This window comes from Verrucomicrobiia bacterium, from assembly GCA_035495615.1.
In the GTDB taxonomy this organism is placed as follows: domain Bacteria; phylum Omnitrophota; class Omnitrophia; order Omnitrophales; family Aquincolibacteriaceae; genus DATJFP01.
The window spans coordinates 1-16,934 of sequence record DATJFP010000044.1; the positions used below are offsets into that span (position 1 = coordinate 1).

General features: G+C 61.1%; 1 protein-coding gene. It reads left to right on the forward strand.

Annotated features, from left to right (window positions below; translation table 11 throughout):
- The coding region (locus tag VL688_06135) for an AAA family ATPase (GenBank protein ID HTL47627.1) at positions 1-16,934 on the forward strand (16,934 nt) is incomplete at both ends.

Sequence of the window (16,934 nt, forward strand, 5' to 3'; positions counted from 1 at the left end):
GCCGGAGAGATGCAGGCCTTCCTGCCGGCGTACTTCGCGAAACTGAAAAGCAATGCGGAAGAAAAACTGAAGGCCTTCGAAGAAGGGCTGCAGGAGTTGTGGAAGTCGGGACGCGTGACCGCGCCGGGCGTGCAGACCATGCTCGACCGGATGCAGCAGGTCCCGCGCGCGCAGCTCGCGCCGGATCTCGTGCTCGTGCGCAAGCATGAACCTCTCGACAACTGGCTCGCCGCTCTCGGGCCCGTGACACTGAGCGACGCGGAAGTCCAGCGGAAGGCGGAAGAATTGCGCCGGCACTTGGGAGGCGCCCTGTCGCCGCTGCAGATCGCGCAGCAGCTCGAGCAGGTCGCGCTTGTCCGCCAAGCCGTGGACCAGATCATGTCGGGCAACGAGACAACGCGCGCGCTCGCGGGCGCGATGAGCGGCACGTCGCCGCAGGACATCCGGCGCATCGCGACCGCTTTCAAAGCTCCAGCCGGCCAGACACCCGCCGAGAAAGAGCGAAATGAGCTGAGGTCTTTGGATTATGACGGGCTGGTCGAAAAGCTCTTCGCCATCAAGGGGGCAGGTCCCAAAGCCCGGAGCCTCCGCGAAAGGATTCTGGATGCCATCGACCGCAGGCTGGAAAAAGAGAAAAGCGGATGGCTTGGAGAATACATGGCCGAACAGATTGCCGAAAAGACGCCGGAGACGCGCGCCGATTTCCTGAATCTTGAAGCGGCAGTCACGGTGATGTACCTGGGATTTGCGATGGAGCGCCAGGAGGGGGTGGGGAGGCTTCAAAGGGGGCAGCAATTCCGCCAGATTAAACCTCTGCTCGATTGGGTGGAAAAAGAAAAATCAGGAATTCCCGAAGCGTTCACCGTGAAAGCCGAGATCGTGAGAGCGATCGCGGATACCTTCCCCAGCACCAACAGCAAAGATATTGCATTAATCTGGGGCCGGCTTGCCGCGCTCTCCTTGAACATCCCCGAAACGGCCGGTAAGAAGGCCCTCGAATTCAAGTACGCGTTGGAGGAGACCCTGGAAAAAGGAATGTCTGCCTTGCCTCTGGTCGCGCGCGCCGTGGAAAAAAACGATTTGCAGGAATTTATCGAGAAGGGCCTGATGTACTTTGGCGGGCTCGATCTGGAGGAGGGAGAAGGAAAATGGGGTGATCAGATCGAATTTCAAAAGGGACTCGCCATCGCGGTGATGCGCGCGGCAGGCAAGTCCGTGGATTCCGAGCAGGACGTCCGGCGCGTCCAGGACCTTTTTGACCAGAAATACAGTTCTCAAGCGGTTCGCCAGGTTCTGGCGGCTCTGTCTTCAGCGGCTGACCTTGAAACCGGAATCGAAAAGGCGAAAGGTTCTATCCAGGGAGAGCAGGCCTCCACTCAACGGGAGCAGCCGGGTGAAGCCTCGGAGCAAACGGGCACCTCTTCTGATGATGAGCTTTGGCTGGCCGGCAAAGCTCGTCCGGCGGCGGAACAGCGGGGCGAATTGCGCTCTGCGGAAATCCCGGCGGACGAAACCGCCGCGGCGCTCATGCGGCAATACCGCGAGGCCGACAAGGGGGACCGGGACAAATACCGCCAGCTGACCGCGGCCGACCAGGAAAGATACCGCGCGCTCATGAATATCGTTTCCAAAATGGCCAAGCGCGTGCCGCAATACTCCGAGGACGAACGCCTCGCGCTTACCGCGTTTATTCTGAAGCAGCTTCCCACGCTGCCTCCGTATTACTACAGCGATTCCAAAACCGTCGCCCCTGACAACACGAGAAATGCTCTGCGCCATTCCCTCGATCTGATCATCGAGCTTACGCCGCCGGAACACTTGGCCGCGCTGCAGCGGGCCGGCTTGCCCGGTCCGGGAGCGGCCGTGGACCCGGAAAAAGGCTGGCTTCAAAGTCCGGAACAGTACCGCGCGCTTCTCGGACGCCTCGATCCCGCGCTTGCGAATGAAGGTGTCCCTTATCTCCTGGCCGGCGCGGTTTCCGACAAATTGACGGACAACGAACGGTTCAGGGCCGTTTCGCTCGTGGAAAGCCTCGCGCAGCGGTTTGAAAAGGAAAAAGCGCTGAAGACTTCCCTGTGGGAAGCGATTTATGCCGAGTACGAAACCTTTCTCAAAGATTTACCGGCCATCAAAGATCCGCTTAATCGCAAAGTCTTGGCGCTTGACCACGGGCGTGAGCAGCTCGCCTCCGCCTTGCTGAAAGTCTTCCGATTCATGGGGGACATTCTCGATGCGCCGCGCAGGGAACGCTTGATGCAGTTGATGGAGAAGGCCCTGCCATACACCTATCGCAGCAACACGTCGGCGTCCGGCACCCGCGGCGAATTTCTACGGCTGGTCGGCGGGCTGCTGCGCTACGAAGAGAGAAATCCTGAGTTCACGGTCCGGGCCCTGGCGTTTGCCGCCAAGGTTAAAAAAATGTCGAGCCCGGAATACATCGATAGCCAGCGCGTGTATAACGCGGCGCAGTCGCTGATGACGGAAATCCTGAGAAGTTTGGCGCCCGGCATCATCAATGACGAAGTGGCGGAGGCGCTTCTCACGCTCATGGGATTGAATCCGCGCGAGCCGGTTGAGAACCCAGCAAAGCCGGAAGCGATTCTTAACTTTGTCCTCTCGGCCCCCACTCCCGCCATCGCGCTCAGCAAACTCGCCAGCTACCAAAAGGGCGCCGCAGACACGAGCGAGCGGGAGAAACCTGCCGCTCCGGAGGCCGTAGACACCGGTGCATCGGATTCAGAGATTTGGGCAGTGAGCGAGGCCGGGCGCGACGAACTCCGCTCTGCCGAGGCGAATTACGGAAGTTTCTTCGACCAGCTCGCCGCCGTGACCGGCATGGACGGTGCCTCGTATGAGAAGCGGCAAAGTCTCTTCGGTGCTTTTGCCGAGAAAGTCGACGGACAGGAAACCGGGCCGCTGGCGGCGTATGCGGTCGAACGTTTTCTGAGCATGAAAGGAAATGCGGCGGCCGATTTTGTCAACCGCCAAACCGCGGCGCGGATGTCGCATACCGTGCTTTCCGGCGTCCGCATCGAACAACGGTTCCAGATCCTGCAGCCGATGATCGACTGGGTCGAACGGGAAGATTCCGCATTGCCGGAAGCGGCTTTCGCCAAAGCCGCTGTTTTGGATATTCTTCACAACGAGCTGGACAGCGTTCCGGACGACCAGAAGACGGCGTTGTGGGACCGGCTTGCGGCGCTCTATTTCAAAGCGCCGGAAAATCCCGCTGGCGACGCGCTGGCCTACAAGAAAGAGCTTGCCGACCTGCTTACCGTGGCGGGGTATCGTTTGCCCGGAGACACAATTCCCGCGAACACCGGCGCTTTGTTCGCACGATTCAAAAATTTGCCGGCGGATTCGCAGGACGCGGTGCCTTACGCAAGAATCCTCGCGGCGGTTCTTTCTCACGTTGCGCGCGCAATTGAAAAAGACGCGCTCAGGGAATTTATCGAGAAAGATGTCCCGCTCATTTCGAAATTGTCCGGCCAGCTCGGGAGAAGGCGGCCCGTCTTCGGCGAAGCCCTGGCCGCCGCGCTGCTTCGCATGGCGGACAAGCCGGCCTCTTATGAAAATATCGAACGTCTCGCGGAAGTCCTTGGAGAGGACGATCTGGAGGCCGGACTTTTCCGCCAAGTCCTGGCGGATTTGTCCTCCGCGCCCGATTTCGGAACGGGCCTTTTGAAAGTGGAAAAGACGGCTCGGGGAGCGGCCGATACCGGCGCGCGCGAGGCCGCGGCACCGCAGGACGAAACGTCCGCGCCGGATGACATGTGGCTCAGTGCCGGGGAAACGGAAGCGCGCCGCGTCGAGCTTCGCACCCTGCCCACCGTGCAGGGACTTATGGGCGAGAGCTACCCGAAACTTTATGCCGTCCTTGCCGCTTTGCGGGAAAGCGATGATCCGGCTGCCGTGACCCTGCGCGGCAGGATCATGTCGGCTTTTGCGGAAAAAATCAAAGGGGCACGCGAAGCGGAAAAGTTGGAAGTTGCGGAAGGGCTGTTCGACGCTTTCGAGCGTTTGGAAAAAAGAGGAGCGCCGGACTATCTTAACCTCCAGACCTTTGCCCACATGAGCGATGCCGCGATTCACCGCCTGACGGTGGACCAGCAGGTTTCCTTTGCGAAGCGTATCCTGGATTGGGTCGAGCAGGCAGCCTCGCCTTTGCCGGAGGCCGCGCTGGCCCAGGGGACCTTTGTGAACGTGATCGAACGCACCCTTCCTTTGATGGACCCCGCGGCCGCTCGAGACATGTGGGACAGGCTTGCCGCGCTTTACCTCGGAATTAAGGGATACGAGGACCGGGACACGAGGGTATTCCAAACCGCGGTTTACTCGGCGCTCAAAGCGGCCAGCTTAAAATTTCCCTCCACCGAGCTTTCTTTTGTCCGGGAACTGGCCGCGTTGTACAGGCAGGAACCTGCGGGGTCACAAGCCGCCGTCAGACGCGCGGAGATCCTGGGATTTCTCACGCCGCATGCCGCGAGAGAGGTGTCTGCCGGTGATTTGAAAGACCTCTTAGAAATGGCGGCCGCGATCATGCCGAATTTTGCCGGCAACGGCGGGCCTTCGCTTGATGCGCGTGAAGACACCGCAAAGGCGATGGCGATCACGGTGCTCCGCCTTGCGGGCCGTGAGCCGCAAGAGGCGGCCGTCACGGCGCTCGAAAACGTCTTCGGCCAGACGGAGAGCAGGAGTCCTTACGCACCGCTTGCGACCTTGAAAAGAGTTGAACAGGTTTTAAAGGATTTGTCGGAAGCCCCGGACCTTGCCGGCGGGCTCAACAAAGCGCTCGTGTCCGGCAGCATCTGGCGGGACGTCAATGCCCGCGACGAAGCGGCGCCCGGCCAGGAGACGTCCGCGCCGCTGGACGACGTCTGGCTCGCGGGACAGGAACCGCGCGCCGAACTGCGCACGACGCCGAGCGATCTTCCGGCGCGGCTGGGCACCCTGCGCACGGAAGTGCTCGCGCGGATGGCGGCGCTCAATCTCACGGCCGAAGCCGGGGCCTATCTCGCCCTGAAACCGGAAGACGCGGCGCTGGAAACCAAGACCCCGGAACTCCAGGACTTGATCGAAAGCCGCAGCGGGAACAAGCTCGAGGCCGCGCAGCTCGCCGCCCAGATGGCTTCCCTTTTGGCGATGCAGTGGATCGGCGACAAAGACGTTGCCGCTTTCGCCGCGAGCGACGAAGTCAAGATCGACCCGTACAAAACCACGCAGCGGAAGAACATCCTCAAAATCCTGTCCGTCGTGGACCTGAACGACCTGGCCGACGAAACCGTGCGCCGGAGCGTGCAGCGCTTTTTCGCGCTGGTCCGGGTCAACGACTTTTTCGGCAGCTCGCCGACTTCCGTGGAAATGTCCGTCATCGAATTCATCGTCAACTCCATCATCGGGGACGAATACGCGCTGACGCGCTATCTGGTCGAGCTGAATCCCGCCCAGCCGCTGATGCAGATCATCGAGGCCTGGCTGGAGAACGTGCGCCGCAATTACAATCCCGCGCATCCGCGGATCACGGCCCTGCGCGACACCCTCATGCTTTACAACAAGGTGTACAAAAGTTTCGCCGCGGCTTCCCGCAATACGTTTTTTGCCCGGGATCTCGAAAAAATCCTGCAGGCGGAAAACACCCAGGCCTTGAAGGAATACACCGAAAAACTTCCGCAGCGGCTGAAAGATCTGGACCAGCAGTACCCCAATGCCGAAGACCCGAAGAAAAAAGCGGCGAAAAACAGCATCGAGACCGAAAGATTCGAGCACAGCCATCCCATCGCGGCCGCCATGGTCCGCAAGGATCCCGTCAATCTGAAGCACCTGGTGACGATCCTGCTCCTGGGCTTTAACCCGCAGCCGCCGAAATACGCGGCGACCTTCGCGGTCTTCGAAAAGACGCTCGATGTCCTGGCCCAGCCCGCCCGCCTGAAAGGCGCGACCCGCGAGCAGATCCTGGCGGCCATCGCGGACATCGTGGTCTCGACGAAGACGGACTTCCGCGAATCCATCTCCAACCTCCTGAAAGACGATTACGCGAAGCTCGTCAACAACGACGTGGAGCGCTTCAAGCAGCTCGGCATCATCATCGGCTACACGGGCTCCAAGGGCTTCTTCGAAATCCCGTTCACCAAACTGCGCGCCAAATACAACATCAAGGAAGGCAGCGCCGAGGAAGGCCGGCTCCTCGGGATCCTGGCGCAAATCGCGCGCGTGGCCAAAGAAGGAACGGGCGGGCTGGTGGAAGAGGCGTTCGGCCTCTACAACGAGCAGGCGGGCTCCAGCCTGGACGACCTGAACACGCTCCTGCGCGCGTTCAGTTACTTCGTGCGCGTCGTGAATTTTCACGCGGATTTCGAACAGGCGGTGGCAAGCGGCGACATCGGCAAGGTCAACAACGAGACTTACTACGTCAGCCTGCGCGACCTGAAGCGCACCATGGCCATCGTGCAGCAGAATTTTGCGCGGGGCATGGATGCCAAGGAAGCCGTGGCCGCCGCGGTCAAGCGCCGGTATTACAATCGCCTCAGCGTCGCCGACCGGGACTTCGTGCGCGAGCTCATGGCCCGCAACCGTCTGATCAAGGAAGACGAGCTTTTCGACATGGATTACGACATCCAGGGCTTCCAGAACGGAAGCCGTTCGATCAAGATCTTCGAGAAGCGCAAGCCGCAGGAACAGAAGTTCCAGCGCGTGCAGGTGAGTCCGGGCGAATTCGAGCTGAGGCCGATCGCGCAGACCGAAGAACCGCCCAAACTCATTCTCGAAATCCCGCTCGACCAGCCGCTCGAAAACGTGGACCCCAAGATCGTCTTCAATGAGACCACGCGCAAGAACCTGTCGGCGCTTCTCAGCGGCCTGCAGGTCGAGCAGGGCAAACGCTTCAATCCGGTCATGGAATTCGGGCCGACCGCGGGCGGCAAGAGCACGATGGCGCGCCTGGCGGCCCAGATTCTCGGCGTCGGCTACACGCGCATCCAGATCAACGAGCGCACGGACGAGTTCGACCTGTTCGGTTCTTTCCAGCCTTACGAAGTGAGGATCTCGCTCGAGCAGACCATCAAGAGGCTGGAAGAAGCGCTGCGCAACAATGAGTTCAACGCGCTGGAAAAAGTGCTGAGCCGCATGAAAAAAGGGGAAGAAGGCGTTTTCTGGAACGAGTTTTTCACCGAGGACGAACGGCGGGAAATCCTGGGGAAAGGCGCTTCCGCGGAAGAGGCCAAGCGCCAGGCCATCCGCGAGCGCATCAAGACCCGCATCACGCGTTACCTCGAAGAGGCGCGCCGGCTTCTCGCTTACGAAGAAGGCGAGCGCAAGATCCAGGAACAGACAGGCATCGGCGAACAGGAGCGCACGGCCGCGCTTGCCGCCTACCGCCAGGGCCAGGAGGCCAATGCCGAAAAAATCCGCGAGATTAAATCCATCGCGTACATGATGGACCATCAGATCGGACTGCGCTTTGTCGAGGGCCGCTTCCTCAAGGCCTACCGCAAGGGCGATCTCATCCTGCTCGACGAAGTCAACCTGGCCAACGAAGAAATGCTGGGCGTGCTGTACCAGCTTCTCACGCTGGGATACCTGGAATACAACGGAGAGGTGATCGAGCCCGAGAACGGCAGGCCCGCGCGCGTCGTGGCCACGGCCAATCCCTCCAGCTATTCGAGCCGCAAGCGCATGAGCGAAGCGTTCATGAACCGCTTCGAGATCGTGTACGTGGACGAGATGACCGACGAAGAAATGCGTGACGTGCTCGTGGAGCAGATGAAGCGCGCGCTCGTCGCGGGCGGCAAATACAAGGAAGACGACTTCGCGAAAAAAGAAGGGGACACGCGGCAGGCCTGGAACGAGCGCGTCGACGCCATCCTCACCCAGGAATACGGCATTACCCAGGAAGCCCTGCGGCTCATCGCCAAAACACAGATCACGCTTTCGAGCATGCTCGATTCCGGAAGCTTTCCGCGCATGGGCGAAGACGCGCATTACGTTTTCACGCTCCGCAACCTCGAACGCATCTTCAGCGACGTCAGGGAACGCAAGGCCGCAGGCCTGCCGGTGAGCCTGAAGACCTGGATCCGCGAGTCTTACGCGGAATACGCGGGCGTGCTCATGCGTTCGCCGGTCCACGCCAAGATCGCCGCGAAAGGGGAGACGCCCGATCCCGCCAGCCTGTGGCAGGACCCCGATTACAAATCCATCGCCGGAACTTTTTCCACCATGCTCGGCGAGCTCCTGCCGCGCAAGAACGGCGAGTCGTATCAGGACGCCTTCGACAACATCATTCTCGAGGAGTTCAAGGCGCCGGCTTACAAGTACGATGCCGCGGCGCGGACGATTGCGCTCGACGGCCTGGTCACGCACGGGAGCGCGCCCGCCGACGGGCTCGTCCTTCCGGAGCTCGTGGACGTGGATTCGACGCGCTACGTCTGGATGCAGGTCCTGAAAGGGCTGCGCCGCAATATCCCGACGCTGCTCATCGGCCAATCCGGCGGCGGCAAGACGGAAGCCATCGGCGACGTGGCGCAGAAGCTGGGCCTGAAATACGTCAGCGTCTCGCTCGGCGACGCCACGCTCGAGAGCCTGATCGGCAGCATGGATTACGACCGCATCGAGAAAAGATTCGTGTACCGGCCGGGTATCCTGGTCCGCGCCATGAACGAGGGCTGGGTGCTGGTGCTCGAAGAGCTGAACATGGCGAAATCCGGCGTCCTCGAAGTCCTGAACGAATTTTTCGACGAAGGCACGTTCACGAATCCTTACGAAACCGATCCGGCCCGCCAGAAGATCACGCCGCATCCTAATTTCCGGCTTTTCGCCACCATGAATCCGATCCAGGGGCAGACCGGCACGAACGCGGGCCGCGTCACGCTCTCGCCCGCGCTGCGCAACCGCTTCCGCGAAGTCTGGGTGCCGGCGCAGAAGTCGCCGGAGGAAATGAGAAAGATCGTGGACGGCATTCTCGGCCAGGCCGGCATCGGCGAGGTTTCAGGCGGCACGAGGGAAAAGCTGCTCGACCTTTTCTACGATTATCAGAAGGCCTTCGAAAACACGTCCGATCCCGTGCTCTACACCAGCATGCGCGATTTGAAGCGCGTCATCCGCGGCATGGCCTACGCCATGCGGGAAACCGGCATGCCCGAGACTCAGGCGTTCGAGCGCGCCGTGCACCGCATTTACCGGCTGCGCATGCAGAACGCCGAAGACCTGGCGAAGGTCGACAAAATCCTGGGAGAACGCGGCATCGGCATCCCCAAGACCGGGGACCTTTCCTATAAATATGAAGGCGGCGAGCTGAAGGTCTTTGACGCGGGCGTGCTGGTAGCCCGCTACCGGATGGACGCGGTGGCGGCGAAACTGCGCCAGACCGTGGAACGCGAGATCCGCGAATCGGGCGAGACGCTCGCTCCCGAGGCGCTGGAACGCCGCGTCCACGACCGGCTCGAGCGCGAAATCCGCGAGGCCAACCTGATCGAAAGCCAGCGCACCAAGCGCAACCTGCTCGCGCTTCTCGAGGGCATGGCGCTTTTCCCGGACGAAGTGTCCAAAGGGCGTTTCAATCCCATGTTCCTGCTCGGCGAGACCGCGGGCGGCAAGAGCTCGATCGCGCGTTACCTGTCGATCGTGATTTTCCAGCAGGCCTACACGCGCATCCAGTTCAACGAGCGCACCGACGAAGTGGACCTTTTCGGCTCGTTCGAGCCGCGCGAAATCAAAATGGATTTCGACCGGGCGTACCGCATCGTCCAGAACGCGGTGGAGCGCGGCGAATGGATCAAGATCAAGAAGGCGTTCAAGCTCTGGAAGGCGGGCGCGATCAGCGCGGAAGAATTGAAGGCCTTCGAGGCGCTGGAACAGATCCAGGGCCGCAAGGAGCAGTTCGACGCCGAGGCCGCGCGCCGCATCCAGGCGATCATCGCGGCGGCGACCAGCGAGACCGGAGACGCGGAAGAGAAAGCGCGGGCGCAGCATCAGATGAAAGTCCTGGCGCATCTGGTGGATTCGAGCTTCATCAGCGTGGAACTGGAATTCCGCGAAGGGCGCCTGCTCTCGGCGCTGCGGCGCGGCGACACCGTCGTGCTCGACGAAATCAACCTGGCCAACGAAGAAATCCTCGCGCTCCTCTACCAGTTCCTGACTCAGGGCTACGTCGAGTATTACAACAAGGACACGCACAAGATCGACCGCATCTATCCCGCGCCCGGCTTCAAGCTGATCGCGACGGCGAATCCCTTCACGTATGCCGGACGCAACCGCCTGAGCGAGGCGCTCATGAACCGCTTCGAAGTGCTGTTCGTGGAAAACATGGACGCGGACGAGATGGCGGAGATCGTGAAGGGCGAAGTCAAAGAAAAGCCCGGCTTCAAAGACGACGCGGGCCTCGCCGATACGGTCAAAAAACTTGCCGAGCTTCAGATCGAGATCAACAAGAAACTCCAGGGCGGCGCATTCCCGGGCGTGGGCGGCGACCAGGCCCAGGGTTATCTTTTCACGCTCCGCAATCTCAAGCGCGTGGTGCGCAGCGCCGAAGAGCTGATGCGCCAGGGCGCGGCCGGGACCGCGTCCGAGCATCTGGTGCGCCAGGCCTACCTCGAATACCTCGGCATCCTCGGCCGTTCCGACGCGGAGATCGCGCTTCTCAAGCAGCTTTTCGGCGCGGCCGCGGCGTTTCCTTCTTTTAATCCCGACGTTCCGGTGACCTTCGAAGACACGGGCGGCGCCGCGGGCGTCAAGATCGGCGGGTTCACGATTCCGCGGCGTTCTTACGAAGCCATCGAAGTCGAAGGCCGGCATTACAAGGCGGAACCGGAAGGATCCAAGGACGCGGAAGTCATCGAAGAATTGGAAGAAGGCCCGCTCACCAACCTGATCCGCCATGCGCTGGCGCTCGGGCTGCTCGACCAGCGGCATGCCGTCCTTCTCGTGGGCCAGTCGGGCGGCGGTAAAACCGAAATCATCGGCGACCTGGCGCGCCGCCTCGCATGGCGCTACCGTTCCGTGTCGCTCGGCAACGCGGTCCTGGAAAGCCTTGTCGGCTCGTACGCCATGGACCAGGAAACGCGCATCTTCCGCTACGTGCTCGGCATCCTGGTGCAGGCCATGGAAGAAGGCTCGATCCTCGTGCTCGAAGAGCTCAACATGGCGCCGTCGGGCCTTTTGGAAATCCTGAACGAATATTTCGACGAAGGCACGTTCACCAATCCGATGACGGGCAAGAAAGTCAAAATCCATCCGAACTTCCGCCTGTTCGCCACCATGAATCCGGAGCAGGGCGTGACGGGCGTCAGCCAGGGACGCTCCGGACTTTCGCCCGCGCTGCGCAGCCGCTTCTCGGAAGTGTGGGTGCCGCACGAAAAATCGCGCGCGGAGGTCGAGGCCATCATCCGGCGGAAATTCAACAACCGCTCCACCGCGGTCAGCGAAGAAACGGTGCGGGGCATTTACGTGGCTTATCAGTTCTACCAGAAGCTCGTGGAAACGGGCACGATCGGCGAAGAGAATAACGAAGGGTATTACGCAAGCCTCCGCGACGTGGCCAAGGTGATCGACCTCATGGCCCAGGACATCCAGGCCGGGACCTCGGAGCAGGAAGCCCTGCGCTTTGCCTTGAAGCGGGTTTTCTACATCAGGCTCAACAACGACGGCGACCGCGCCCGGTGGAATCTTTTCTTCGAAAAGCACTGGCCGGAAATCACGAAAAATCCGGATGAACTTGCAGGATGGACCAATGCCTCGGCCGAAATAGCGGCGGCCACGGCCGAAACGCCGGTGACGAAAAAAGCGGAATACGTCTGGACGGCGGAAGGCGGCAAGTACGTCGTGACGCGCAGCGGCCGCAAGATTTTCGAGGTCGAAAAGAAGGTGCTCAAAGACCGCGGCTTCGTCATGACGCCGTCGGCCATGGAGCACCTGGGTTACCTCGTCGAAGGCATGCAGCGCAGCCTCAAGATCGGCGGCCAGGCCGCGGTCCGCACGTTCAATCCCATGATGCTTTTCGGCGAGACGTCCGGCGGCAAATCCACGCTGGTCGAGCTCGCGGCCTCGATCCTCAAGCAGCCGATGGTCCGCATCCAGACCAACCAGCGCACCGACGAGTTCGACCTGCTCGGCAGCTACCATCCCGTGGAAGTCACCCTGACGCCCGGGCAGGCGTACGAAGTGGTCAACGAAGCGCTGACCAAAGACGCCATGACGCGCATGACGTCCGCGCTTGGCGCGCTCCGTCTCGGAGACGAGCAGATGCGCAAGCTTCTCGCCATTCCGGAAATGGACGAAATTTCCCATGACGATCTCGTGCGCCGGTTCGTGCGCGAATTCGTTTTGGAAGGCGGGCAGGTCCATCACTATCCGAGGAACGTGGAAATCATGCGCGCCATGGGGGTGCTGCTCATCAACGGCGTCGCGGGCGTAGACCTCCAGTTCAAGAAAGGCATTTTCCTCGATGCCATGGGCGACCGCGACCTCGGCATCCCGGGCAAAGTCGTGCTGCTCGACGAAGTGAACCTCGCCAACGAAGAGGCCATCGGCATTCTCTACCAGCTGCTCACGCTGGGCTACATCGAATATCAGGGCCGCAAGATTTATCCGGGCGAAGGCTTCCAGCTTTTCACCAGCGGCAATCCTTCCACTTACTCGGGCCGTAAGCGCATGAGCGAGGCGTTCATGAACCGTTTTGAGATCCTCTACATTCCCGAGCTCGAGCCGGAGGAAATGGTCCAGATCCTGATGGAAAAATACGACCTGTCCAAGGAAGGCCTCGACGACAAGGAAGTCCGCAAGCTCGTGGACCTGCAAAAAGAGATCCGCGACATCAGCATGAAAGACGCGGAAAGGATACGCCAGCTGGAGGAAGCCATCCTGAAGCTTGGAAATGAATTGAAAGAAAAGCCCCGGCTGGAAGAGGAACTCACCGGGCTCAGGCGCGCCGCCAAGAAAAATGCGGAAAGGATAAGCGAACTGGAGGGAGAGATCCAGGAGCTTGGCAAAAAATCGGAAGAAAAGTCCAAGCTGGAAGAGGCGCTCAACAGAGTCAAACAGGGCTTCGACGAGTTCAACCTGGATAACACTTACCGTTTTGCCCTGCGCAACCTGGAACGCGTCGTGCGCGATTTCAAAGTGCGGCGCGCGGCCGACAAAGGCAAAAAAGCTTTTGACCAGCTCATGTTCGAGGCGTGGATCGAATATGCCGGCCTGCTTTCCCAGACGACCTCCATGAACGACAAGAGGAAAAACAACCTGGCCACGCTTGCGGTGCTTTTCAAGGAGAAGGCCGGCTTCGAGGTCGATCCCGACAAAATTCTCGGGGAGTTCAAAGTCGCGACCGTCGCCAAAGGCCAGGAGGAATGGCGCGAGCTGAACGGCGTGCGCGTGAAAAAACTCTCGGCGGACCAGATGCTCCAGAGCCTTCATCTCGAGCTTGCCGAAGATTTCCGCAGCGGCGCGCTGCGCGACGAGCACGGCGGGAAGCTTCCCGAACTGACGGCGAGCGACATGGAGCGCATCCTCCGCGAAGCGGACCGGCAGCTTTCCCAGACCGCAGGCTCGAGAAAAGACGTGATACGCCGCCTCGCGGCCCAGGAATACGGCCGGCTTTTGAACGGCGTGCCCGAAGGCGGGAAGCGCCTCAAGAAACTCCTCGACAAACATTTCTACACGCAGGCCGAGCGCATCGAGCCGCTCGTCGAGCTGAAATCGCAGAGCCTCGTGCGCACGCAGCTGCTCAAAGGCTTCCGCGACGGCGGTGTCATCCGGACCGTGGACACGGACGGCACGGTGCGTTACGTCCATAAGTCTCAGCCCGTTCTTTACGTGGGGCAGTCCGGAGGCGGCAAGACGGAAATGATCGCCGACGAAGCGCGCGAGCTCAACTGGCCTTACATCTCCGTGGCGCTGGGCTCAGCCACGATCGAATCGCTGATCGGCACGTTCGTTCTCAACCCGGACACGCGGACGCTGGAATTCCGCAAGGGCATCCTGATCCGGGCCATGGAAGAAGGTTACGCGATCGTGCTCGAAGAACTGAACATGGCCGACAGCTCGGTGATCGAAGTGCTGAACGAATATTTCGACCGCGGCACCATGACGATCCAGGAGCGCAATGTTCCGGTCAACATCCATGAAAATTTCCGCCTGTTCGCGACCATGAACCCGACCGAAGGCCGCACGGGCCGGAACACGGGCCGCATCCCGCTCTCGCCCGCGCTGCGCAGCCGCTTCCGCGAAGTGTGGGTGCGGAGCGAGCGCGAAAAGAGCGAGCAGTACCGCATGATGCTGGGCGGCATTCACGGCCTCGTCGCCGACCTCCTTGCCAAAGGGCTTCCCGAAGAAGACCCGAATGATTTTCTCGAACTGGAATTCGACTGGGCGCGGCGGCGCATGCAGGAGATGGCCGGAAGCGTCGTCGGTTTTATGGGAGGCGACGGCGCGCGCCTGCCTGTCCCGCGCGGCGTGAACATGGAGCGCGCCGGCGCCGTCGTGAACGAAGTGCGCATGGCCGAGCCGGCCGCGCCCGACACGCCGGCCGATGAACGGGGGCCGGCGAAGCCTTCTCAAAAGGAATGGCAATCCATGAGCCGCGAGCAGAAGAAAAAAATCTTCGAGGAACAGTTCCGGATCATCAGCCCCGGAAAAATGAACATCATGTCGTCGGACGAATACTTCAAAGGCAGGGAGCATCACTGGGCCTTCGTGCCGTCGACCAATACCCTGATTTACAATTCCCAGGAGCTCGAAACCCTGAGCCTGGACGCGCTGCTCGGCGTGGCCACTCACGAGTCCATGCACCGCCTCGTCACGCGCTACACCGCGCTCTTCGGCGACTTCATCCGCCAGAAAAGCCTGGCCGGCCAGTTTTTCAACATCCTCGAAGACGGGCGTATCGAAATCTGGGCGCGCTACCTTTATAAGGGCGTGCACGAGCCTTTGCAGGCGATCAACAACGAAATCGTTTTCGGCAAGTACAAGGACGACGACGAGATGGTCGAGTCCATGGTCGTCAAGCGCAAGGTCAAGAAGCAGGTGCCCGGCGCCGCCGGTGCTCCGGCTCAGGAAGTCGAGGAAGAGAAGGAAGTCACTTACGTGGAAGCCATCGCGAATTTCTTCCTGTGGCTGGGCAAGCGGAGCGCGGACCCGGGCTCCGATAAAATCCTGGAAAAATTTCTGAAGGCGATGGAAGGGCGGGACCCGAAGCTGCGCGCGGACATGGAAGAGCTGATGCGCGCGGGGTACCTCAGCTTCGTCAAGCACGACGACATGATCGCGGCCGCGGACCGCGGCGATGCGCAGGGCGTTTTTTCCGCGATCCCGCTCACCCGCGACGAATACGGCCACAAAGTGAACATGAACCCGAAGGAAAGCCAGATCCTTGAGCGCGCCATCCACCAGGGCATGCTGATCCAGGAATTCATCATGCCCAAGGTTTATGAGTGGGCCGTCAAAAGCGCGCAGCAAAAGGGCAAAGGAAAAGGCCAGGGCCAGCCCGGACAGGGTGAACCCGGCGAACAGGGAGAAGGCGAACCCGGTGAAGGAGAGCCCAGTGAAGGACAGCCGGGCCAGCCGCAGCCCGGAAAGCCCCAGCCGGGAAAGCCCGGGCAGCCGCAGCCGGGACAGCAGCCCGGCCAGCCGGCTTCCAAGGACTGGAAAAAAATCTGGGATTCCCTGCCGGATGAAGTCAAGAACCCGGTCGAGGAATCCGTGGAAAACGCGAGCGAGCACGCCAAAGACAGGACGCAGGGCGATGCCGAGGATTTCAAGAAAGCGCAGCAGCAGACGGCCGCCGGGCCGCTCAGCACGCGCGACGCGATGATGCAGCGCCTCGGGCGCATGATCACCGAGCTTGCCGGTTATCTCCGCGATCTCATCGAGAACACGTCGCGCCCGCGCGAGCAATCCGGGTTCAAGAGCGGCAAGCGGCTCGACATGCAGCGCTTCCGCCAGTTCATCATGGGAACGTCGACGAACATGAATTTCTGGTACCGCCGCATGCCGCCGACCAAGAAGAACGTGAAATTCACACTGATCGTGGACGAGAGCGGCAGCATGTCGGGCATGGATGAGCCCGGACACAAGGCCGGCAGCAACGCGGCCGGAAAAGGTTATTACGCCTTGATGGGCGCCATGCTGCTTGCCGAGGTGCTGAAATCACTCGACATCGATTTTGCCATCCGCGGTTACGGCGACAATACCTTCCTGCACAAACGTTTCAAGAACCAGCAGCTCAGCGCGCGCCCCACGGACCAGCGCTCCGGCCATCCGCCGGTGCCGGACCGCTATGACAAGCGCACGGCGCAGGACATCGTCGAGGACATGCACCATTCCATCGGCAATGCGGGAGGAAACAACGAAGGCCCGGCGCTGACCGCGGCCCTCGAAGACGCGGAGCGCGCCGGCGGCGAGCATCATTACGTCATCGTCATCACGGACGGCATGGGTCAGGTGGACGACATCCAGCGCATCTTGAAAGACCTGCGCGACAAACGCGGCATGACCGGCTCCACGCACACGGAAGTTATGGCCCTCGGCCTCGGCTCGGATACCGAAGCCGTCCCCGAAGTTTACGGCGGCCGCCACTCTTCGCATCTGAACAGCGACGAGATCGACAAACTGCCCGCCAAGATCAAAGGCATCCTGCAGACGATTTTGCGCGGTGTTTACGGCCCCGAAGGCGGGGCCGGCGGCATGGCCGGACGCCTGGCCGCGGCCGGGGCGCTCGGTCTCGGAGAAGCGTTCGCGGAAATGCTGGCGGCCCGCTCGGAGCTGCGCACGTTCGAAAAAATGCCGACGTTCGATGATTACCAGCGGCTCATCCAGCATTCCCTCGAAGCCGGAGCGGACAAGCAGCCTGCCGCCTACTTCGACGCGCTCCGACTCATCCAGAAAGGCTTCCCGCGGAATCATACCGCGGCCTCGCTTGCGTTCGGTGAAGTTCTCGGCAAAGGGGATAA